Genomic DNA, 20,782 nt, shown 5'->3' on the forward strand with positions numbered 1-20,782 from the left:
CTCTCCTGTGGCGCCGGGGCTTCAGGCCGCCGGGCATTGTTGGTTACACACAGGGATTGGATGGCGCGTGAGGCAAAACGTTCCCGAAAAAATTATGCGGCGAAGCCGAGCCGCTTCAACACGGCGTCGGTCAGGCGCTCGCAGCGCCTGCCGGCGAACGGAAACGCTTCCATCACTACCGGGCCGATCTTCTTCTCGACGTTGTCGCGCAGCATGTTGCGGGCACGGTGCAGCCGCGTCTTCACGGTTTCCGGTTTCAGGCCGAGAATCTCCGCGGTCTCCTCGACATTCATCCCCTCGATCACGCGGGTGATGAAGACGATGCGAAAGGCATCGGGCAGCTCGTCGATCGCGTGCTCGACAACTTCCTGGATTTCACGTTGCGCCATGGATTTTTCCGGATCTTCGGACGGGGCCGAGAGGGGGAACTGAATGATCTGGGCCTCCAGCACGCCCGGAGCCAGGGTTTTCAAATCGACGCTGGGGCGCTGGCGGCGCAACCGGCCCAAGGCCTCGTTCATGGCTATCCGCGCCAGCCATGTCGCCAGGCTGGAGTCGCCGCGAAACTGCTCCAGATGGGTGAATGCCCGGACATAGGTTTCCTGGACCACGTCCTCGGCCTCGCTGTCATTGCGCAGGATGCCGCGGGCGAGCCGGTAGAGCCTGCGGTTGTTCGCCTGCATGATGGCGCGGACGGCTGCCTCGTCGCGGTCGCGGGCGCGCGCGACCAGCTCGGCATCGGCGGTGCCGGCTTTAGCTATTCGAGGTATCTGGGCGTGTCGCATGCTGGCTTTGCTCGATCCGTTGACAGGTTAATGCTTACGGTTGGATGCGGCAAAGCCAAATAGGTTCCCGGAAATCGAAGTCGGGGATCGGCCCAGGTCCGGGACGCGCGTCCCGGACCTGGATCTACACGGTTTTTTGGAGCGTTACCGCGCTGCGGTCACCATGATCTCGACGTTGTATTGCGGCGCCGCGAGCCTGGCCTCGACGGTGGCGCGCGCCGGGGTATTTCCCGCCGAGACCCAGCCGTCCCACACCGCGTTCATTTCCGGGAAGGTCTTCATGTCGGTCAGGTAGATCGTCGCGGTCAGCAGCTTTGACTTGTCGCTTCCCGCTTTCGCGAGATGGCCATCGATGATCGACAGAATGTCCTGCGTCTGTTTGGTCACGCTTTCGCCGGCCGCCTTGTTGGCGACGACGCCGGCGAGATAGACGGTGTTGCCGTGGACCACGGCCTGGCTCATGCGCGGGCCGGTATCGAAACGCTGGATGGTCATATGGTTCTCCTGACGTGTGGGGCCGGTTACTTAGCGCGCGGGCGCGTCATTGGCAAAGCCCGGCCATGACGAGTTACTGAAAAGGCTGGACGCATTTCTTGTCAGAATTTCTACCCCGCCGCCTTTGCCGCCGCCCGTCCGGCGTTTCTCCCCGAAAACAAACAGCCGCCGAGAAACGTGCCTTCCAGCGAGCGATAGCCGTGCATGCCGCCTCCGCCGAAACCGGCGGCTTCGCCGGCGGCGTAGAGGCCGCTGATGATGTTGCCGTCCTGGCCGAACACGCGGGAGTCGAGATCGGTTTCGAAGCCGCCCAGCGTCTTGCGGGTCAGGATGTTGAGCTTGACCGCGATCAGCGGTCCCTGCGCCGGATCGAGGATGCGGTGCGGCTTGGCAGTGCGGATCAGGCGGTCGCCGACATATTTGCGCGCGTTGTGGATGTTCATCACCTGCGTGTCCTTGACGTAGGGATTTGCAATCTCGCGGTCGCGCGCCTCGATCTGGGCCTTGACCTGTCCGAGCTCGAGCAGGTTGTCGCCGCTGAGTTTGTTCATGGCCTCGACGAGGGCCTCGATATTGTCGCGGACGATGAAGTCGACGCCGTGGGTCTTGAACGCCTCCACCGGCGCCGGCGCGCCCTTGTTGGTGGCGCGGCGCGCGGTCGCGAGCCAGCTCTTGCCCGTCAGATCGGGGTTCTGTTCGGAGCCGGAGAGCGCGAACTCCTTCTTGATGATGCTCTGCGTCAGCACGAACCATGAATAGTCGTAGCCGGTGCCCATGATGTATTGCAGCTGGCCGAGCGTGTCGGAACCGGGGAACAGCGGCGAGGGCAGCCGTCTTCCGGTCGCGTCGAACCACATCGACGATGGTCCGGGCAGGATGCGGATGCCGTGGCGCGGCCAGATCGGCGACCAGTTCTGGATGCCTTCGACATAGTGCCACATCCGGTCGCGGTTGATCAGCCGCGCGCCCGCGGTTTCGGTGATGCCGATCATGCGGCCGTCGACATGTTCGGGCACACCGGAGATCATGAATTTCGGCGGCGCGCCGAGGCGCTTCGGCCAGTTCTGCCGCACCAGGTCGTGATTGCCGCCGATGCCGCCGGAGGCGACGATCACCGCCTGCGCGCGCAAGCTGAAATCGCCGGTGACCTTGCGCGACGAGCTCCTGCCGCGCTCGACGCTATCGGGCGCGAGGACCACGCCGCTGACGCCATCGACGGCGCCGTTGGTGACGCTGAGCGCATCGACGCGGTGGCGGAACCTGAAGGTCAGGCGGCCGCTGGCCTGGGCCTCGCGCGCGCGCCGCTCGAACGGCTCGACGATGCCGGGGCCGGTGCCCCAGGTGACATGGAACCGCGGCACCGAATTGCCGTGGCTCATCGCGTCATAGCCGCCGCGCTCGGCCCAGCCGACCACCGGAAAGATGCGATGGCCCATGGCCCGTAGCCAGCCGCGTTTCTCGCCGGCCGCGAACGCCACATAGGCTTCCGCCCATTTCCGCGGCCAGAGATCCTCGTCGCGGTCGAATCCCGCCGACCCCATCCAGTCCTGCAGCGCGAGGTCGTAGCTGTCCTTGATGCCGAGCCGGCGCTGTTCGGGACTGTCGACCAGGAACAATCCGCCGAACGACCAGAACGCCTGGCCGCCGAGGCTCTGTTCGCCCTCCTGGTCGACCACGATGACGCGCTTGCCGGCGTCGGCGATTTCGGTTGCAGCGACGAGGCCCGCGAGGCCGCCGCCGACCACGATTACATCCGCATCATATGCCATCGCGCCATTCCCCCCAGCCTTGCGCGATAGAAGCCCGCGCCCTTTACCGCGGTCAACGGCAAACGAACGTGCGAAGCGGTCGCAGCCAGCAAGGATTTGTTAACTTGTTCCAGTTTGGGACCGTTTTCCGCCGCCGGGTGCAGCGCGCCTGCAACACTCAATTTGAATTTGTTTGGAGCGGTGCCGGCCATCTGGACAAAATCCCGATCCGGCAACACGCTGGCGAAACGTCTTGCATCACTCAAGGCGCTCGGGTTCGACGGGTTTGGACTGGGGCTGGATATGAAGTTCGTGACCGGATTGCTCGCGGCGGTGCTGTTGCTGGCGGGGGTTGGCGCCAGCCAGGCGGTAGTTCGCATTGCCGACGACCGCGGCGGCCGGATCGGCACTTACGTGGACAAGTATCAGGGCCTTCGTACCTCGGGCGAACAGGTGATCATCGACGGTCTGTGCGCTTCGGCCTGCACCATCGTGCTGGGCGCGGTTCCCCACGACAAGATCTGCGTCACCTCGCACGCCAATCTGGGCTTCCACGCGGCATGGGATTTCGGCGCCAATGGCCGCGCCGTGACCAATCCCGAAGCCACGCAGATGCTGTATTCGATGTATCCGACCCCGGTGCGGCGCTGGATCGCGCAGCGCGGCGGTTTGAAATCGCAGATGATTTTCCTGCGCGGCAAGCAATTGCAGGCGATGTACAAGCCCTGCTACCTCGACGCCCAGGCCTCCTCGCCGCGGCCGGGGTCGGCGCGCAAGGATCGCGCTGCGGGTCAGCGTGAAGTGATCACGCCGACCCCCGCCGCGCTTGCCCGGCAGCCCGACTAGCCCTATCTGAACGGAACAGGCTGACGACCGGCGGTGACGCCGGCCGTCGATGCCTTTGTTTTCAGCGCGCTATTCCGCAAAAGTGGCCTTCCGGTTTTGCGACCAGAATACGCGCCTCCCAGAGTTCGCCCATGGCTCAGCCGGTTTCCACGCAGAAACTGCCCTCGATCGTGCCGCCCGGCCGCAAGGTCGCGACGGCGATCGCCGTTGGCGCCGCGGCGCTCGGTGTCGTGGCCGTGCTCGGCGCGCTGGCGTTGTGGGTCCATTACGGCACCACGGTGTTTTTCGAGATGATCGCCTCGGGCATCTCGGCCTGCTTCTGATCCCCGGACATAAGGAATTTTCATGACGGATCGGACCCCCCGCATGCTGGCCAGCCGTCCGCTGGTCATTATCGCCGCATTCGCCGGAAGCCTGGTGGTTGGGCTCCTGCTGATGCTGTGGGCGGTCGGCGGCTTGCGCAATGTGGCGGCGCCTGCCGCCATCGGCGGGCCGTTTCAACTGGCCGACCAGGCCGGCCAGATCGTGACCGAAAAGAACCTCAAGGGCCGCCCGACGCTGATTTTCTTCGGCTTCACCCATTGCCCCGACGTGTGCCCGACCGCGCTGTTCGAGATTTCCGAGCTGTTGAAGGCGATGGGCAAGGATGCCGACCGCGTCAACGCCTTCTTCGTCTCGGTCGACCCCGAGCGCGACACCCCTGCGGCGATGAAGGACTATCTGTCGAGTTTCGATCCGCATCTCAAAGGGCTGACCGGCGATCCCGAGGCGGTGGCCAAGGTGATTTCCGCCTACCGGGTCTATGCCCGCAAGGTCCCGACCAAGGATGGCGGCGATTACACCATGGATCACACCGCCCTGATCTACCTGATGGACCGCGACGGCAAGTTCGTCTCGCCGTTCAATCTCAAGCGGACGCCCGAGGAAGCCGCCGCCGACCTGAAGCGTTACCTCTGAGCCACACGCCGCGAGGTGACAAACGGCGTTCGCGTCGCCAGCCGGATGGTCTATAAGGCCGTCCAATCCGGAAAAACCGCCGTCAATGCAGCCGCAGATCATCCCGCTTTCAGCGCTTCGAACCGCCCGCGCCACCCTGGCGACGGCCGGCATTGCGCTGGCCGTGGTGCTGTCCGGCGGCGCGGCGCAGGCGCAAACCCCGGCCAAGCCCGCGGTGGAGGCGGCGCCGCAGGCGGTGCCCGGCTTCTGGGACCCGCGCCGGCGCCCGGACCGGCCGGATCTGTCCCGCCTCACGGTGATCCGGTTCCTGACCGAAACCGATTATCCGCCGTTCAACTTCACCGGTCCCGACGGCAATCCGGCCGGCTTCAATGTCGATCTGGCCAGATTGCTTTGCGAGGAGATCAAGGTCACCTGCACCATCCAGATGCGGCGCTTCGAAACGCTGTTGGATGCGATCGCGAGCAACCGCGGCGACGCCATCATCGCCTCGCTCGCGGTGACGCCGCAACTGCGCGCCCGGGTCGATTTCACCGATCCCTATTACCGTGCGCCGGCGCGGTTCGTGTCGCGGCGCGACGCCGTGATGCCGGAGGTGCGCCCCGAATATCTCGAAGGCAAGAAGATCGGGGCCGTCGCCGGCACTTCGCATGAGGCCTATCTCAAGGCCATGTTCACCGACGCCGAACTGCATCCCTATCCCAACGACGACGCGCTGCGGCTGGGCTTGCGGCGCGGCGAGGTGGATTTCATTTTCGGCGACGCGATCTCGCTGGCGTTCTGGATCAACGGCACCGACTCGGCCGAATGCTGCGCGTTCTCGGGCGGGCCGTTCGTCGAGAGCCGCTACTTCGGCGAGGGCATCGGCATCGGCGTGCGCAAGGGCAATGACCTGTTGCGGCAGGCGCTGAACTGGGCGCTGTTCCGGCTCTGGGAAAAGGGCCGCTACACCGATTTATGGCTGCGCTATTTTTCGGTCAGCCCGTTCTGAACGGTCCTCGTCATTCCGGGGCGATGCGTAGCATCGAACCCGGAATGACGAGATTCCGGGTCTGGTGCTAACGCACCATCCCGGAATGACGGCGTACTGCCATCATTTTGCATTTTGACGCGGAAGCGCTAGTTTCCGCGGTCCTGGAGACCCCTTTAGATGTCCACGATCGATCTTGCCGTCAGCCCAAGCGACCTGCGCACGCTCGCCGAACAATCCAACGCCTGGCCGTTCGAGCAGGCCAAGGCGATCGTGGCGCGGCTGAAAAAGCAGCCGAAGGACGAGGTGCTGTTCGAGACCGGCTACGGTCCGTCCGGCCTGCCGCATATCGGCACTTTCGGCGAGGTCGCGCGCACCACCATGGTGCGCCACGCCTTTCGCGTGCTGACGGAGGACAAGATCAGGACCCGGCTGCTGGCATTTTCCGACGACATGGACGGCCTGCGCAAGGTGCCGGACAACGTGCCGAACAAGGAACTGCTGGAAAAGAATATCGGCAAGCCGCTGACGCGGGTGCCGGATCCGTTCGGCACCCATCCGAGTTTCGGCGCGCACAACAATGCGCGGCTGCGCGCGTTTCTCGACACCTTCGGCTTCGACTACGAGTTTGCCAGCTCGACCGATTACTACACGGGCGGAAAATTCGATGCGGCGCTGCTGCGCATGCTGGAGCGATTCGACGCAGTGATGAAGGTGATGCTGCCGTCGTTGCGCGAAGAACGCGCCGCGAGCTATTCCCCGTTCCTCCCCATTTGCCCGCGCACCGGTGCGGTGCTGTATGTGCCGATCGTCGAACATGACGTGAAGGCCGGCACGGTCTCCTATGACGATCCTGAAACCAAAGAGCGCGTGACGCTTCCGGTCACCGGCGGCCATTGCAAGCTGCAATGGAAGCCGGACTGGGCGATGCGCTGGTTCGCGCTCGGCGTCGACTACGAAATGGCCGGCAAGGACCTGATCGATTCCGTAAAACTGTCGGGCAAGATCTGCGCGGCGCTCGGCGGCCTGCCGCCGGAAGGCTTCAATTACGAGCTGTTCCTCGACGACAAGGGCCAGAAGATTTCGAAGTCGAAGGGCAACGGGCTCACCATCGACGAATGGCTGCGCTATGCCTCGCCGGAATCGCTGTCGCTGTTCATGTATCGCGAGCCGAAGGCGGCCAAGCGGCTGTATTTCGACGTCATCCCGCGCAACGTCGACGACTATCAGCAGTTCCTCGAAGGCTTTTCGCGGCAGGACGCCAAGCAGCAGCTCGCCAATCCGGTCTGGCACATCCATTCCGGCCATCCGCCCAAGGCCGACATGCCGGTCACGTTCCAGCTGCTGCTGACGCTGGTGTCGTCGTCGAATGCGGAGAATGCCGAGACCCTGTGGGGCTTCATCGGCCGCTATCGCCCCGGCGTCACGCCGCAGAGCCATCCGAAGCTCGACGCGCTGGTCGGCTACGCCATCAACTATTATCGCGACTTCGTGGCGCCGACCAAGAAGTTCCGCGAGCCGACCGACAGCGAACGCGCGGCGTTGCAGGATCTGCGCGACGCGCTGTCGAACATGCCGGCGGCATCGACCGCCGAGGATATCCAGAACGTGGTCTACGAGATCGGCCGCCGCGAGCCGTTCCTCGACCCTGTGAAGAAGGGCAAGGACGGCCGGCCCGGCGTCTCGCTCGACTGGTTCAATATGCTCTACCAGGTGCTGCTCGGTCAGGAAAAAGGCCCGCGCTTCGGCTCCTTCGTCGCGGTCTATGGGCTGACGAATGCGGTGGCGATGATCGACGGCGCGCTGGCAAGATCGGCGTAACCTTTCTTCCTTCTCCCCTTGTGGGAGAAGGTGGCGCGGACGAAGTCCGTGCCGGATGAGGGGGTCTCTATCCGCGGAGACAGACCCCTCACCCGTCCGCGATGCTTCGCATCGCGTCCACCCAAGAGCGAGCTTCGCTCGTCTCGGCTCCCACAAGGGGAGAGGGTGAGGAAGAGGCGCCAAATCGAGATGGCAGGCCCGCGGCAATTTCAGCCGGGCACCCGCTCAAATTGCGCTATGCTTCCACCAAGCCTCCGCCGAGGGGCAGGCCAGCACAGGGAGCATGCTCATGCAGTTCAGGGTTTCGCCGAAGTCGCTTCAGGACAGTGTCGATGCCGGGCAATGGCAGGCGCGGGTCGACCTCGCGGCGGCGCACCGGCTGGCCTACATGCATGGTTTCAGCGAAGGCATCTTCAACCATCTGACCTTGGTGGTGCCGGGCCGCGGCGACCGCTACTACCAGATTCCGTTCGGTATGCACTGGTCGGAGGTCACCGCCTCGTCCTTCATGGAAGTCGGCATCGACGACGGCGAGGTCAAGAGCGGCGAGGGTGAGGTGGAGCGCTCCTGCTATTGCATCCACGCGCCGATCCACAAGGCGCTGCCGCAGGCCAAAGCGGTGTTCCACACCCACATGCCCTATGCGAGCGCGCTGACGCGCCTGGAAGATCCGCGCATCAAGGAGATCGGCCAGACCGAGGTCGGCCTTTCCGGTGCCATTGCCTATGACGACGAATATACCGGCCCAGCGCTCGATCCTGCCGAGGGCGCGCGGCTCGCCAGGGTGATCGGCGACAAGACCGTGCTGTTCATGGCCAATCACGGCATCTCGACGGTCGGCGCGACTGTCGCCGATGCCTATGACAAGCTCTATTATGTCGAGCGCGTCGCGCAGGTTCAGATCTACGCAATGTGGACCGGGCAACCGCTGAAGCGGCTTCCCGCACATGTGGTCGAGAAGACCCGGCGCGACTTCATGGACGATCATCTCTACAAGGGGCCGACCCCGGCGCAGCGGCACTTCGATGCCTTGAAGCGCATCCTCGACCGCAAGGAGCCGGACTACGCGACGTAGGAATTATCGTCGTCCCGGCGAACGCCGGGACCCATACTCCGCGGCCTCTCGATTTGGGCGGTGGCGGTCGACACTTCCCGCAACAATCACCATCAGTGGCTATGGGTCCCGGCGTTCGCCGGGACGACGTTGTCAGCTCGACCGCAGCACGTAGCGGCGGTTGTCTTTCTGCACTGGGCGCGCGTTCATCGGATAGAGCCTGGCGAAAGCCGCGACATCGGTTTCCGCCACCTGGACCGGGTCGGTCAGCAGCAGCCATTCGACGGTCTCCGAACAGGGCGGCGTCGTCAGCGAACCGGGATAGCGGTAGTAGCCGAGCCTGGCCGGAAGCAGCGCATTGGGATCGATGCCGGGGTCGGCCTTGACGGCGGGCCCTTCCTTCATGGGCATGGTCGCGACGATCTTGCTGAAGGCGGCGTTCGGTTTGCCGATCGCCATCAACACGCCGACCACGGCAAGCCCACCGGTTTCGGCGCGGTGCACGAAGTGGGCTTCCATCGGAAAGTTCCTGCCTCCGATCAAATGCTCGCTCGGCCGGTGAAAATGCACCTGCTGCAATTCATATTTGACGTCGCCGAGCGTCAGCGTGCTGCCTTTGGCGAAATTGAGCTGGATGGTGTGGCCGTTGTTGACGATGGTGTCGGCGGTCTTGGCCCAGTTGATTTTTAGCGCCGGCAACTGCGACTTGACCGTCGTGCCGATATCGATCGGCGATTGCTGCGAGCCGATGCCGCAGACCTTGCTGGCGGCGTCGAGGTCGCCCCATTTCGCCGGGCCGCCGGCGCCTTCATAGCTCCAGTGGTGGCCTTCCGCGGCAATTCCCTGTTGCGTGCAGAGCGGGCAAAGCGCCAGGCCCGCCAACGCCTTCAGCGCATGGCGACGATTCATCATTAGTCTCCTTTCTTATGCAAACTGAAACGCCGGCCGGCTCAACTCGGGCGCGAAAGTATTGAACGGGATGTGCCGCTGCAAGTTCGTCGTGCGGGCAGTCTTACCGGCTGATTACTGGCTCGCCCACACGATGCGCGCGATCCACGCGACGTCGCCCGCCGCCAGCGTGCGGTCGACATGAACGGGATTCAGCGATGCCAGCTCCAGTGTCTTGGCGGTCCGGCGCTTCAGTTCCTTGACCATCACCTCGCCGCCGGTGGTTTTCACCACCACGCGGTCGCCGCGGCGGATCGGTGTGCCCGGCGACACCACGATGATGTCGCCGTCGCGATAGGCCGGCCGCATCGAATCGCCGGAGATTTCCAGCGCGTAGGCGTGCTCGTCATTGACGGCGGGCAGGCCGACTTCGTCCCAGCCCTTGCCGGCAGGGTATCCGCTATCGTCGAAATAGCCGCCGGCTCCCGCCTGCGCGAAGCCGAGCAGCGGCACCGACTGCACCGCCCGCGGGCCGTCGCCGATCAGCTGCACGAAGGTATCGATCGACGTGTTGGTGGCGGCGAGCGCCTTGGCGACCGATTCGGTGGAAGGCCAGCGTTCGCGTCCCTCGGGGGTGATGCGCTTGGACTTGTTGAAGGTGGTGGGGTCGAGGCCGGCGCGCTTGGCGAGCGCCGAGGCGGTAATTCCGGCGCGCTCGGCCAGCCGGTCCATCGCGGTCCAGATCTGCTCGTGGGTCAGCATTCGCGGCGCTCTGGAATGTTTGGCCATGGCTCGATCGCGCCCAAATCTAGGAATTATTACCTCAATAAACCGGTTTTCGCCCCAACGCGCAAGGGAGCAAAAGCGACCCTTGAAGTGTGGAAGTTGCGCCGATACGGTCGGCGCGCGAGGTCCGGAAGTTCCGGAAGAATCCCAAGAGACTTAGAACAACAAGCAGGACTTTCGGCCGCCGTGCGCAGGATCTACAAAATTTGTCCCGCCTCGGCCTGGCGCGAGGCCGAGCGGCAAGGCGTGTACCGCGGCAGCGCCGACGATGCGCGCGACGGCTTCATTCATTTTTCGCTCGCCTCGCAGGTGGCCGAGACGGCGAGGAAGCACTTCTTCGGCCAGAGGGGGCTGTTCCTGATCGCGGTCGATGCCGATGCGCTGGGCGAGGCGCTGCGCTGGGAACGGTCGCGCAATGACGAGCTGTTTCCGCATCTCTACGGCGAACTCGACCTTGGCGTCGTGATCGCCATCTTCGACATGCATGCGCGCGCCGACGGGTACCATCACATTCCGGAGCTGGAGCCGTGATCCGCGCCTTCGACGCCTTTTCGCTGCCGCTGTTGCGCTGGTTCGATCCGGAGGACGCGCATCGTCTGGCGATCCAGGGGCTGCGGCTGCTGCCGCCGGTCAAGCCGCGGCCGGACGATCCGAAACTGGCGGTGCGGGCGTTCGGGCTGAATTTCCCCAACCCGGTCGGCATGGCGGCGGGCTTCGACAAGAGCGCGGAAGTCCCAGATGCGCTGCTGCGGCTCGGTTTCGGCTTCGTCGAGATCGGCACGGTGACGCCGCGTCCCCAGGGCGGCAATCCGCGGCCGCGGCTGTTCCGGCTGGAACGCGACGAAGCCGTCATCAATCGCATGGGGTTCAACAATGACGGCGCCGAAGCGGTGCTGCGGCGGCTGGCGGCGCGCGCCAATCTCGGCGGCATCGTCGGAGTCAATGTCGGCGCCAACAAGGACTCCGCCGATCGCGTCGCCGACTATGTCAAGCTGATCGAAACCTTCGCGCCGGTGGCGAGCTATTTCACCGTCAACGTGTCGTCGCCGAATACGCCGGGCCTGCGCAATCTGCAGCAGGCATCCGCGCTCGACGATCTGCTGGCCAAGGTGATCGATGCGCGCGAGCGGGTGCGGCGGAACGCCGGCGACTCGCCGGTGCTGCTCAAGATCGCGCCGGATCTCAGTCTCGCCGAGCTCGACGATGTCGTTAACATCGCCCGCTCGCGCCGGGTCGACGGCATGATCGTGGCCAATACCACGCTGGCGCGGCCTGCCACCTTGCGCGAACAGGCCCGCGCCAAGGAGCTGGGCGGCCTGTCCGGCCGGCCGTTGTTCCGGCTGTCGACGCGGATGGTGGCCGAGACATACGTGCGCGCCGAGGGTGCGTTTCCGCTCATTGGCGTGGGGGGTATCGACAGCGGCGGCGCGGCACTTACAAAAATCCGCGCCGGCGCCAGCCTGATCCAGCTTTATTCGTCGCTGATCTACAAGGGCCTCGGCCTGGTCGAGCATATCAAGAACGACCTCGCCTCGACGCTGCTGCGCACCGGCCGCGACTCGCTTTCCGAGATCGTCGGCGCCGATGCGGCGACCATCACGGCCGAGGATTGGCCGGTTTAGTTGACACCGTCATTGCGAGCGCAGCGAAGCAATCCAGCTTGCTGCGCAAAGAAGGAAGCTGGATTGCTTCGTCGCAAGTGCTCCTCGCAATGACGAACCCAATACCATCCATTTTCATCTATAACTCGACAATCATGCCGTCGCTCGCCGCGGTGTAGGCCAGCGTATCCAGCCGTCCCAGCATGTCGTCGCTCATGTGGGTGAGCACCAGCCGCTTCGGCCTGATCTCGGCGAGATGCGCCTCCAGCGTCGTCAGGCTGAGGTGGTTCTTCACGATCCTGTCGTAATAATAGGCTTCGGCAATGAACAGGTCGGCGTCGCGCGCCGCCGGGATCAGCGTCTCCGTCCATTCGGTGTCGGCGCTGTAGGCGATGACGCGGCCCCCGGCTTCGACCCGGTAGGCCAGAAAGGGCCCGCCGGATTCGCCATGCACCACCGGGTAGGGCGTGACCTCGACCGCGCCGAAACTGCGCTTTTCTTCCGGCCTGAGCGCGACGACCGACAGCTCGAAGCGCTGTTTGGTCTTCGACGAATTCTCGAACAGCGCCTCCATCACTTGCGCCAGCCGCGCCTCGATTCCTTCCGGCCCGGCGACGACCAGCGGGCGGGTCCGGCGGGTGAACTGCGCATCCAGCAGCAGGAACGGCAGCCCGCCGAAATGATCGCCATGGAAATGCGTGATCAGAATGAGGTCGATGCCGTCGCGGATAATGCCTTGCCGCTTCAGCGCCGGTAGCGACGAGGCGCCGCAATCGATCAGGAAATTGACGTGATCGCCGGTGACATGGAAGCAAGTATTGGACCTGCCGCCGGAGCCGAACGCGTCGCCGCAGCCGACAAATTGCAGTTGCATCGGGCGATCCTCCTGGTTCAGCCGGGCAGCGGCGCCTGCCGGAACGAAGCCCGCAGCATCGCCGGATAGCGCAGTGCCTGCAAGCCGCCGCGCGCGGCGTAGTGCACCAGCAAGGCTCCCCACAGCCCCGTGTTGCCGAATGAACGCAGCGCCAGCCAGGCCGCGAGGAAGATCGCGAGCGAGGCGACCATCAGATTGCGCATGTCGCGCGCCCAGGTCGCGCCGATATAGACGCCGTCAAAGGCAAAGGCGAACACGGCAAGCGACGGCGACAGGATCACGAATACCAGAAAATCCCGCGCGATGCGGCGCACGTCGGGGCTTGCGGTCATCATATCGATCAGCGCGGGGCCGAACAGCGCGAACGCGGCAGTGACCGCCAGCGCAAAGCCAAAGCCCCAGAACACGACCAGCCGCACCGCGCCAGAAAATTCATCCCGCGCGCGGGCGCCATAGGCGCGACCGCAAAGCTGTTCGGCGGCGTTCGCCAGCCCGTCGAGGAAGAAGGCGCTGATCAGCAGGAAATTGTGCAGCACGGCATTGGCCGCGAGCGTGACGTCGCCGGAGCGCGCGCCCTGCGCGGTGAAGAACAGGAACGCCGCAATCAGCGCCGCGGTGCGGATCATGATGTCGCGGTTGACGGCCAGCATTCGCATGAGCGTGTCGCGGTCGAACAGGGTGGCCCGCGACAGCGGCAAATGATCCTGCGCGAGGTTGTGCGCGATCGCGACGCCGATCAGGAGCCCGAGGGCTTCGGCGATCAGCGCGGCCATCGCGGCGCCCGCAATGCCAAGATCGAGCGTCAGCACCAGCAGCAAGGTCGCCACCATGTTGATGAGATTGATCGCGATCTGCACCCCGAGCGCCAGCGTCGCGCGGGCCTGTCCGATCAGCCAGCCGAGCACGACATAGTTCGCCAGCGCCAGCGGCGCCGACCAGATCCGGATCGCAAAATAGGTTTTTGCCGCTCGCGCCACGCCCTCGCTGCCGCCCATGGCGCCGAGCAGGATGGCGGCAAGCGGGATCTGCAGCGCAATCAGGCCGGCGCCGACCAGCGCCGCGACGATCAGTCCGCGCACCAGGATCGCGCGCAATTCGTGCATCTCGCCGGCGCCGAGCGACTGCGCGGTGAAGGCAACGGTGCTCATGCGCAGGAAGGCGAACAGCCAGAACAGGCAGTCGAACAGCACCGACGCCATCGCGACCCCGCCCAGCGACGTGGCGTCGCCGAGCCGGCCGATCGCGGTGGTCGAGACGATGCCGATCAGCGGCGTCGTCAGGTTCGCGACCATCGCCGGACCTGCGATGGCAAAGACCTGCGCGGTCGTAACCCTGGATGCGGGAGCCAACAAACCTTGCCTGCGCGCGGGCTAGATCACGATCCGACGGATCGTGATCTCATCTCTATGTTTGAGCATGATCTCCGGGCAAGCGCTTCGCGTTTGTCCCGCGGAATACCGCGTCCCACGTTTACGGATCATGCTTTAACGTCCGCGCGGCGTGATCAGCCGCGTCACCAGCCAGATCGGCACCACGATCACGGCGCCGAGCAGGAAGTAGCGCCACAGCCAGTTGATGGCGTCGAAGCCGAGATCCCAGAGCCGCTGGAACAACAGCCGGATGCTCTGGAGGATATTCCAGGGATCGAAGCCGATGGCGGCGAGCACCACGCCGACCAGGATCGACAGCAGCACCAGTCGGAACGCCACCGCCAGCGGCGAGCCGCCCAGAAAGCGGGAAAGGCCGTCATTGGCTGCCGGCAGTTCTCTGGTGTCGTTGGGCATCGATGGTCTCCCGCGCGGATTGGTCCTCGCACTATAGCCTGATCGCCCTGACATGGGGAACCCGCCTGCCGCCGTCAATGGCCGCCGGCCAATACGGCGCTTCTTGCGGGCGCATCCCGGATATATAGGTGCATCCTTCGGACGGCTATTGTCCGGCAATGACAACTGTGGTTCCGATCATGCCCGTGCGCCTGTTCCTGTCCTCCGGCGATTTGATGGCCGACCGGCGGTTCGATTTTGCGCGCGATCTGCAGCTGAAGGGCGATCTCGCCGCCGCCGCCGATCTGTTGCTGCAGGCGACCGAGCTTGCGCCGAACTTTGCTTCGGCCTGGTTCACGCTCGGCGAAATCCGCGAGCGGCTCGGCGAGCGCGAGGCGGCGATCGAGGCCTTTCGAAAGGCGCAAATAGCCGACCCCGACGACCGGCACGGCGCCGGCCTGCGGCTGATGCTGTCGGGCGCGGAACAGCTATCGGCGATGCCGCAGGCCTATGTGCGGGCGCTGTTCGATCAATATGCGCCGAAATTCGAGACGGCATTGGTCGACGATCTCGGCTATCGCGGCCCGGCGCTGTTGTTCAAAGCCGTGCTGGCGGCGCGCGCTGCCGTCCGCAAGCCCGCCTTCTTCAAGCGCGCCATTGATCTCGGCTGCGGCACGGGCTTGGCGGCCTCCGCCTTCGCCAGGGAGGTCGACCATTTCACCGGCATCGACCTGTCGCCGCGCATGATCGAGCGGGCGCGCGCCACCGGGCTCTATGCCGAGCTCGAGGTGGGCGAGATGCTGCAAGGCCTGCGCGGCAAGCCCGCCGCCGGCGCCGATCTCATTCTCGCCGCCGACGCCATGGTCTATGTCGCGGATCTCGCGCCGCTGTTGCGCGAGGCGAGGCGCGTGCTGGTGCCCGGCGGCCTGCTGGCCTTCACCGTCGAGACCCATCGCGGCGATGGCGTCATCCTCGGCGAGGGCCTGCGCTATGCGCACGGCGTCGACTATGTGCGTGCGTCGATCGCCGATGCCGGCCTCGTGCTGTCGCGGCTGGAAGACCTGTCGGCGCGCAATGAGGACAACGAGCCGGTGCCCGGCCTGGTCGTGGTCGCGGCGAACGGCTGACGTCTGGTTGGCACAGCCTCGAAGCATGCGCCGGAACAGGGCGGCATTGCGTCGCAAGCTCTTGCCTGACATGCCGGAATGGCAGATCAAGGCAGCTGCCCTCAAACAAGAACAATAGTTCCGGGAGAAAAAAATGAAGAACAAACAGACACGGCGCGAATTCGGCGCCACCGCGCTTTCCGCGATCGCAGCCTCCGTCCTGCCCGCGCCCTATGTCTGGGCGGCGGAGAAGAAATACGACGTCGGCGCGAGCGACACCGAAATCAAGCTCGGCCAGACCGTGCCGCACAGCGGCCCCGGCTCGCTCTATGGCGTGCTGGGGCGGGTCGGCGAGGCCTATTTCCAGATGCTGAACGAAAAGGGCGGCATCAACGGGCGCAAGGTCAAGTTCCTCACCATGGACGACGCCTACAGCGCGCCGAAATGCGTCGAGGCGACGCGACGGCTGGTCGAGCAGGAAGAAGTGCTGGCGCTGTTCGGCTCGCTCGGCACCGCGCCGCAGACCGCGGTGCATAAATATCTCAACTCGAAGGGCGTGCCGCAGCTTCTGCTCAACACCGGCGCGTCGAAATGGAACGATCCGAAGAATTTCAAATGGACCATGGCGGGCCTGCCGCTGTATCCGACCGAAGCGCGGATTCTCGCCAAACATGTCGTTGCCGCGAAGCCGAATGCGAAGGTCGGCATTCTCTACCAGAACGACGATTTCGGCCGCGACTTCCTCGGGCCGTTCAAGAAGGTGCTGGAGGAAGCCGGCGGCACCGCCAAGGTGATCATGGAGCAGACCTACGATCTGACCGAGCCGACCATCGATTCCCAGCTCATCAATCTTTCGAAGTCCGGCGCGGATGTCTTTTACAACATCAGCACCGGCAAGGCGTCGTCGCAGTCGATCCGCAAGGTCGCCGAACTCGGCTGGAAGCCGCTGCACCTGCTGTCCGCCGGCTCGACCGGACGTTCCATCCTGAGCGCGGCGGGCCTGGAGAACGCCACCGGCATCGTCGCCATCCGCTATGCCAAGGAAGTCGGCGTGCCGCGCTGGGTGAAGGATCCCGACGTCATGGCGTTCGAGGAATTGCGCAAGAAGTATCTGCCCAATGTCGATCCGGACAACACCATCGCCTTTGCCGGCTACGGCCAGGTGGCGTCGATGGCCGAAATCCTGCGCCGCTGCGGCGACGACCTGACCCGCGCCAACGTCTTGAAGCAGGCCTCCAGCCTCAACGGCTTCCATTCGCCCTACATGCTGGACGGCGTGACCTACAGCTACACCCCCGACAACTACACGCCGATGAAGACGCTCTACATCTCCACCTTCAACGGCAAGGACTGGGATATTTCCGACAAGCCGGTCACGGAATAAGCGGACGGTGTCGATCTCCCTCGCCCCGCTCTTGCGGGGCCGAGACGAGCGAAGCTCGCTCTTAGAGGGTTGGGGTGAGGGGCTTCTCTCCACGGACGGAGTTCGCGGAAAGTGCCCCTCACCCGGCGCTAGGCGATAGCCGAAGCTTGGCTTCGGCGTTCTTTCTAAGGACGGCCGCCGAAGGCGGCCTGTGCTCTCCCCGCAAGCGGGGCGAGGTGAATTGCGTCTGCTGCCGCCCTCGACGAACCGGCCGCAACGGCTTACCTCTTGGGCTGTGCCGCCCCATATTCTCAACCCATCCCCGGCCGAGCCGGACGCGCTGTTGCCGGACCGTTTCGTCGAATGGTTCGCATCCCGCGGATGGTCGCCCCGTGAACATCAGCTCGCATTGCTCGCCAAGGCCCGCGCCGACGCTTCCGCGCTGCTGATCGCACCGACCGGCGCCGGCAAGACACTGGCGGGATTCCTGCCGACGCTGGTGGAGCTATCGGCTCCCGCTGCCTCATCGCCGATGCGCTCTTCTTCCCTCCCCCCGCTACGCGCTGCGCGCGCGGGGGGAGGGGAGAGCAGCGTGGTTGTCGCGCCAGCACTGCCCCGCAGCCTCATCTCCACCGGCCGCAGCCTGCAACGCAGCCGCGGCCTCCACACTCTCTACATCTCGCCGCTGAAAGCGCTCGCGGTCGACATCGCGCGCAACCTGGAGACGCCGATCGCCGAGATGGGTCTGCCGATCAAGGTCGAGACCCGCACCGGCGACACGCCGGTGTCGCGGCGGCAGCGGCAGCGGCGCTATCCGCCGGATATCCTGCTCACCACGCCCGAACAACTGGCGCTGCTGTTGTCGTCCGACGATGCGCCGTTTCTGTTTTCGCAGCTCAGGCGCATCGTGCTCGATGAGTTGCATGCGCTGGTGACCTCCAAGCGCGGCGATCTCTTGTCACTCGGCCTGGCGCGGCTATGGCGGCTGGCGCCGCAGCTGCGCGCGATCGGACTGTCCGCCACCGTCGCCGAGCCGGAATCGCTGGCGCGGTTTCTGGTGCCGCAGCGCGACCGCAACAGCGAAGCCGCCGACATCGTCGTCGCCGGCGGTGCGGCAGCGCCGATCGTCGAAATGCTCGACACCAAAGAGCGCCTGCCATGGGCCGGCCATTCGGCGCGCCACGCGCTGAACGAGGTCTACGACCTGATCAAGGCCAACAGGACCACGCTGGTGTTCGTCAACACCCGCAGCCAGGCCGAGATGCTGTTTCAGGATCTGTGGCGGATGAACGACGATGGGCTGGCGATCGCGCTGCATCACGGCTCGCTCGACGTCGCGCAGCGCCGCAAGGTCGAGGACGCGATGGCGGCGGGCAGGCTACGCGGCGTGGTCTGCACCTCGTCGCTCGACCTCGGCGTCGACTGGGGCGACGTCGATCTCGTCATCAATATCGGCGCGCCGAAGGGCGCTTCGCGGCTGATGCAGCGCATCGGCCGCGCCAACCACCGCATCGACGAAGCCTCGCGCGCCGTTCTTGTTCCGGCCAACCGCTTCGAGGTGCTGGAATGCCGCGTCGCCATCGACGCGGTGGCGGAGAACGCGCAGGACACCCCGCCGCTGCGGTCAGGCGCGCTCGACGTGCTGGCGCAGCATGTGCTCGGCCGCGCCTGCGGCGAACCGTTCCTGTCCGACGAACTCTACGAAGAGGTGCTGACGGCGGCGCCCTATTCCGGTCTTACGCGGACCGATTTCGACGACGTCGTCGATTTCGTCGCCTCCGGCGGCTATGCGCTGAAGACCTATGAGCGCTTCGCCCGCATCAAGCAGGACAAGCAGGGCCGCTGGCGCGTGACCAATCCGAGGGTGCGGCAAAGCTACCGTCTCAATGTCGGCACCATCGTCGAGGAGTCCATGCTGAAGGTGCGGCTGGTGCGTTCGCGCGGTGCAAAAGGAAACACCGGATCGACCGGCGCGCTCGGGCGCGGCGGCCGGATGCTGGGCGAGATCGAGGAATATTTCATCGAGGGGCTGGTGGTCGGCGACACCTTTGTGTTCGGCGGCGAGGTGGTGCGCTATGAGGCCCTCGCCGAAGATCAGGTCTATGTCTCCCGCGCCAACGACAAGGATGCGAAGGTGCCGTCCTATATGGGCGGCAAGTTTCCGCTCTCGACCTATCTCGCCGAACGCGTCCGCAACCTGCTGGCCGACAGGCGTGCGTGGAAAGCCTTGCCGGACCAGGTGCGCGACTGGCTGTCGCTGCAGGCGCGTCTGTCGCGCGTTCCCGGCACCCGCGAACTGGTGGTGGAAACGTTCCCCCGCGCCGACAAGCATTATCTCGTCTGCTATCCCTTCGAAGGCCGGCTGGCGCATCAGACCCTCGGCATGCTGCTGACGCGGCGGCTGGAGCGCGGCCGCGCCCGGCCGCTCGGCTTCGTCGCCAATGAATATGCGCTGGCGGTGTGGGGGCTCGGCGACATGTCGTTCATGATCCGGCAGGGCAAGCTCGATCTCGACGCGCTGTTCGATCCGGACATGCTGGGCGACGATCTCGAGGCATGGTTGGCGGAATCCGCATTGATGAAGCGCACCTTCCGCACCTGCGCCATCATTTCCGGGCTGATCGCCCGGCGCTTCACCGGCGAGGAAAAGACCCGGCGTCAGGTGCTGTTCTCGACCGACCTGATCTACGACGTGCTGCGCAAGCACCAGCCCGACCATGTACTGCTGCGCGCCGCGCGCGCCGATGCCGCCACCGGGCTGCTCGATGTCAGGCGGCTCAGTGATATGCTGTTGCGAATCAAGGGGCGAATCATCCACCGGGAACTGGACCGGATATCGCCGCTAGCGGTGCCCGTGATGCTGGAAATCGGCCGCGAAGCGGTTTATGGCGAAGCATCCGACGAACTGCTGGCGGAAGCCGCCGAAGAACTCGTCAAAGAGGCGACTGGATAGAACGTGACGGCCCGCGCGCAAATCCTCGACGATGAACCGGCCGCGCGCGTCGCCACCGTCGATGTCGCCGGCGCGACTTTGGTCGTCGCCGGCGCGACTTTGGTCGCCGATCTCTCCGGCGCACTGTTCTGGGAAGAGCAGGGCCTGCTCGTGGTCTCCGACCTGCATCTGGAAAAAGGCTCCAGCTTCGCCACGCGCGGCGTGCTGCTGCCGCCCTATGACACCGCAGCGACCCTCGGCCGCCTCGCAGGCGTGATCGCGCGGCACGATCCGCGCATGGTGATCGCGCTCGGCGACAGTTTCCATGACCGCGACGCCCACGACCGGCTGTCCGCAACCGACCGCGACGTCCTCACCGGGTTGCAGGCGCGGCGCGACTGGATCTGGATATCAGGCAATCACGACCCGGCGCTGCCGTCCGGTCTAGGCGGCGTGGTCGCCGAGGAAGTCGCGATCGGCCCGATCATGTTTCGTCACGAACCATCAGGGGCTTTGGGTGAAATCGCCGGCCATCTGCATCCCAAGGCGCGGGTGTCGGCGCGCGGCCGTTCGATGGAGCGGCGTTGTTTCGCCTGCGACGGCGAGCGCGCCGTGATGCCGGCGTTCGGCGCCTATACCGGAGGCCTGAGCATCCGCGATGAAGCGTTTGCGAAGATTTTCGGTACGCCCGGGTTCATGGCGCATGTGCTCGGCGATAACAGGCTGCACGCGATCGCAGCGTCGCGCTGTTACTGAGAGAACGGGATGCAAGCGCTCGCGGTCCCGAGTTTTC

21 protein-coding genes are annotated in these 20,782 nt (G+C 65.1%); 12 read left to right on the forward strand and 9 right to left on the reverse strand.

Annotated elements, in window-relative coordinates; translation table 11 throughout:
* Positions 1-92 precede the first annotated feature (92 nt).
* The 4 genes from KMZ68_RS03685 to KMZ68_RS03700 form a co-directional block, all read right to left on the reverse strand.
* On the reverse strand, positions 93-785 hold the full coding sequence (locus tag KMZ68_RS03685; RefSeq protein WP_215614544.1) for an RNA polymerase sigma factor: 693 nt from the start codon (positions 783-785) through the stop codon (positions 93-95).
* A gap of 144 nt (positions 786-929) precedes the next feature.
* Positions 930-1,280 (reverse strand): RidA family protein, encoded by a 351-nt coding sequence (locus KMZ68_RS03690; RefSeq protein WP_215614545.1) that lies wholly within the window; start codon positions 1,278-1,280, stop codon positions 930-932.
* A gap of 110 nt (positions 1,281-1,390) precedes the next feature.
* The gene (locus tag KMZ68_RS03695) at positions 1,391-3,049 is read right to left on the reverse strand and encodes an FAD-binding dehydrogenase (protein WP_215614546.1); all 1,659 of its coding nucleotides are present in this window, start codon (positions 3,047-3,049) and stop codon (positions 1,391-1,393) included.
* The gene (locus KMZ68_RS03700; RefSeq protein ID WP_215614547.1) at positions 3,028-3,240 is read right to left on the reverse strand and encodes a hypothetical protein; all 213 of its coding nucleotides are present in this window, start codon (positions 3,238-3,240) and stop codon (positions 3,028-3,030) included. Before KMZ68_RS03700 ends, KMZ68_RS03695 begins: the two co-directional genes overlap by 22 nt.
* Positions 3,241-3,331: 91 nt before the next feature.
* On the opposite strand from KMZ68_RS03700, the gene KMZ68_RS03705 reads away from it, so the two are divergent.
* From KMZ68_RS03705 to KMZ68_RS03730, 6 genes are all read left to right on the forward strand, one after another.
* Positions 3,332-3,874, forward strand: coding sequence for a hypothetical protein (locus KMZ68_RS03705; RefSeq protein WP_249779512.1), 543 nt, complete (start codon positions 3,332-3,334; stop codon positions 3,872-3,874).
* Positions 3,875-4,005: 131 nt separating this feature from the next.
* Complete coding sequence (locus KMZ68_RS03710; protein ID WP_215614548.1) at positions 4,006-4,197, forward strand: hypothetical protein; 192 nt, start codon at positions 4,006-4,008, stop codon at positions 4,195-4,197.
* Positions 4,198-4,219: 22 nt separating this feature from the next.
* Positions 4,220-4,831, forward strand: coding sequence for an SCO family protein (locus KMZ68_RS03715; RefSeq protein ID WP_215614549.1), 612 nt, complete (start codon positions 4,220-4,222; stop codon positions 4,829-4,831).
* A gap of 85 nt (positions 4,832-4,916) precedes the next feature.
* Positions 4,917-5,822: a transporter substrate-binding domain-containing protein gene (locus tag KMZ68_RS03720; RefSeq protein WP_215614550.1), complete on the forward strand. Its 906-nt coding sequence runs from the start codon at positions 4,917-4,919 to the stop codon at positions 5,820-5,822.
* 159 nt (positions 5,823-5,981) lie between these two features.
* On the forward strand, positions 5,982-7,622 hold the full coding sequence (locus tag KMZ68_RS03725; RefSeq protein WP_215614551.1) for a lysine--tRNA ligase: 1,641 nt from the start codon (positions 5,982-5,984) through the stop codon (positions 7,620-7,622).
* A gap of 289 nt (positions 7,623-7,911) precedes the next feature.
* Positions 7,912-8,697: a class II aldolase/adducin family protein gene (locus KMZ68_RS03730; protein ID WP_249779513.1), complete on the forward strand. Its 786-nt coding sequence runs from the start codon at positions 7,912-7,914 to the stop codon at positions 8,695-8,697.
* 132 nt (positions 8,698-8,829) lie between these two features.
* Here the strand turns inward: KMZ68_RS03730 and KMZ68_RS03735 are convergent, their stop codons facing one another.
* Both KMZ68_RS03735 and KMZ68_RS03740 read right to left on the reverse strand, forming a co-directional pair.
* Positions 8,830-9,585 carry a carbonic anhydrase gene (locus KMZ68_RS03735; RefSeq protein ID WP_215614553.1) on the reverse strand — a complete coding sequence of 252 codons (756 nt, stop codon included), beginning with the start codon at positions 9,583-9,585 and terminating at the stop codon, positions 8,830-8,832.
* Positions 9,586-9,699: 114 nt separating this feature from the next.
* Positions 9,700-10,326 (reverse strand): S24 family peptidase, encoded by a 627-nt coding sequence (locus tag KMZ68_RS03740; protein ID WP_215616179.1) that lies wholly within the window; start codon positions 10,324-10,326, stop codon positions 9,700-9,702.
* Between the two features lie 210 nt (positions 10,327-10,536).
* On the opposite strand from KMZ68_RS03740, the gene KMZ68_RS03745 reads away from it, so the two are divergent.
* Both KMZ68_RS03745 and KMZ68_RS03750 read left to right on the forward strand, forming a co-directional pair.
* Entirely contained in the window at positions 10,537-10,881 is a 345-nt protein-coding gene (locus KMZ68_RS03745; RefSeq protein ID WP_215614554.1) for a DUF952 domain-containing protein, read from the forward strand.
* On the forward strand, positions 10,878-11,972 hold the full coding sequence (locus KMZ68_RS03750) for a quinone-dependent dihydroorotate dehydrogenase (protein WP_215614555.1): 1,095 nt from the start codon (positions 10,878-10,880) through the stop codon (positions 11,970-11,972). The genes KMZ68_RS03745 and KMZ68_RS03750 overlap by 4 nt, the downstream gene beginning before the upstream one ends.
* Before the next feature lie 118 nt (positions 11,973-12,090).
* Here KMZ68_RS03750 and KMZ68_RS03755 read toward each other — a convergent pair whose 3' ends face one another.
* From KMZ68_RS03755 to KMZ68_RS03765, 3 genes are all read right to left on the reverse strand, one after another.
* A complete protein-coding gene (locus KMZ68_RS03755) occupies positions 12,091-12,825 on the reverse strand; it encodes an MBL fold metallo-hydrolase (protein ID WP_215614556.1) in 735 nt (244 codons plus the stop codon).
* 17 nt (positions 12,826-12,842) lie between these two features.
* Positions 12,843-14,117, reverse strand: coding sequence for an MATE family efflux transporter (locus KMZ68_RS03760; RefSeq protein WP_215616180.1), 1,275 nt, complete (start codon positions 14,115-14,117; stop codon positions 12,843-12,845).
* A gap of 192 nt (positions 14,118-14,309) precedes the next feature.
* Positions 14,310-14,609, reverse strand: coding sequence for a DUF6460 domain-containing protein (locus KMZ68_RS03765; RefSeq protein ID WP_215614557.1), 300 nt, complete (start codon positions 14,607-14,609; stop codon positions 14,310-14,312).
* A 179-nt stretch (positions 14,610-14,788) separates the two neighbouring features.
* Between KMZ68_RS03765 and KMZ68_RS03770 the strand changes: the two genes are divergently transcribed.
* From KMZ68_RS03770 to pdeM, 4 genes are all read left to right on the forward strand, one after another.
* On the forward strand, positions 14,789-15,715 hold the full coding sequence (locus KMZ68_RS03770; protein ID WP_215616181.1) for a class I SAM-dependent DNA methyltransferase: 927 nt from the start codon (positions 14,789-14,791) through the stop codon (positions 15,713-15,715).
* Between the two features lie 133 nt (positions 15,716-15,848).
* Positions 15,849-17,078, forward strand: a complete 1,230-nt coding sequence (locus tag KMZ68_RS03775) for an ABC transporter substrate-binding protein (protein ID WP_215614558.1) — start codon at positions 15,849-15,851, stop codon at positions 17,076-17,078.
* 274 nt (positions 17,079-17,352) lie between these two features.
* On the forward strand, positions 17,353-20,010 hold the full coding sequence (locus KMZ68_RS03780) for a ligase-associated DNA damage response DEXH box helicase (protein WP_215614559.1): 2,658 nt from the start codon (positions 17,353-17,355) through the stop codon (positions 20,008-20,010).
* Positions 20,011-20,013: 3 nt separating this feature from the next.
* Positions 20,014-20,745 (forward strand): ligase-associated DNA damage response endonuclease PdeM, encoded by a 732-nt coding sequence (gene pdeM / locus KMZ68_RS03785; protein ID WP_371741406.1) that lies wholly within the window; start codon positions 20,014-20,016, stop codon positions 20,743-20,745.
* Positions 20,746-20,782 lie beyond the last annotated feature (37 nt).

Source organism: Bradyrhizobium sediminis, assembly GCF_018736105.1.
Classification (GTDB): domain Bacteria; phylum Pseudomonadota; class Alphaproteobacteria; order Rhizobiales; family Xanthobacteraceae; genus Bradyrhizobium.

Excerpts from the sequence above, each read along its gene's own strand:
- KMZ68_RS03705 (WP_249779512.1), top strand. The coding sequence starts at position 3,332 with ATGAAGTTCGTGACCGGATTGCTCGCGGCGGTGCTGTTGCTGGCGGGG.
- KMZ68_RS03730 (WP_249779513.1), top strand. The coding sequence starts at position 7,912 with ATGCAGTTCAGGGTTTCGCCGAAGTCGCTTCAGGACAGTGTCGATGCC.
- KMZ68_RS03725 (WP_215614551.1), top strand. The coding sequence starts at position 5,982 with ATGTCCACGATCGATCTTGCCGTCAGCCCAAGCGACCTGCGCACGCTC.
- KMZ68_RS03690 (WP_215614545.1), bottom strand. The coding sequence starts at position 1,280 with ATGACCATCCAGCGTTTCGATACCGGCCCGCGCATGAGCCAGGCCGTG.
- KMZ68_RS03685 (WP_215614544.1), bottom strand. The coding sequence starts at position 785 with ATGCGACACGCCCAGATACCTCGAATAGCTAAAGCCGGCACCGCCGAT.
- KMZ68_RS03715 (WP_215614549.1), top strand. The coding sequence starts at position 4,220 with ATGACGGATCGGACCCCCCGCATGCTGGCCAGCCGTCCGCTGGTCATT.
- KMZ68_RS03740 (WP_215616179.1), bottom strand. The coding sequence starts at position 10,326 with ATGCTGACCCACGAGCAGATCTGGACCGCGATGGACCGGCTGGCCGAG.
- KMZ68_RS03755 (WP_215614556.1), bottom strand. The coding sequence starts at position 12,825 with ATGCAACTGCAATTTGTCGGCTGCGGCGACGCGTTCGGCTCCGGCGGC.
- KMZ68_RS03735 (WP_215614553.1), bottom strand. The coding sequence starts at position 9,585 with ATGAATCGTCGCCATGCGCTGAAGGCGTTGGCGGGCCTGGCGCTTTGC.
- KMZ68_RS03720 (WP_215614550.1), top strand. The coding sequence starts at position 4,917 with ATGCAGCCGCAGATCATCCCGCTTTCAGCGCTTCGAACCGCCCGCGCC.
- KMZ68_RS03695 (WP_215614546.1), bottom strand. The coding sequence starts at position 3,049 with ATGGCATATGATGCGGATGTAATCGTGGTCGGCGGCGGCCTCGCGGGC.
- KMZ68_RS03765 (WP_215614557.1), bottom strand. The coding sequence starts at position 14,609 with ATGCCCAACGACACCAGAGAACTGCCGGCAGCCAATGACGGCCTTTCC.
- KMZ68_RS03770 (WP_215616181.1), top strand. The coding sequence starts at position 14,789 with ATGCCCGTGCGCCTGTTCCTGTCCTCCGGCGATTTGATGGCCGACCGG.
- KMZ68_RS03700 (WP_215614547.1), bottom strand. The coding sequence starts at position 3,240 with ATGGCCGGCACCGCTCCAAACAAATTCAAATTGAGTGTTGCAGGCGCG.
- KMZ68_RS03775 (WP_215614558.1), top strand. The coding sequence starts at position 15,849 with ATGAAGAACAAACAGACACGGCGCGAATTCGGCGCCACCGCGCTTTCC.
- KMZ68_RS03760 (WP_215616180.1), bottom strand. The coding sequence starts at position 14,117 with ATGGTCGCGAACCTGACGACGCCGCTGATCGGCATCGTCTCGACCACC.
- KMZ68_RS03710 (WP_215614548.1), top strand. The coding sequence starts at position 4,006 with ATGGCTCAGCCGGTTTCCACGCAGAAACTGCCCTCGATCGTGCCGCCC.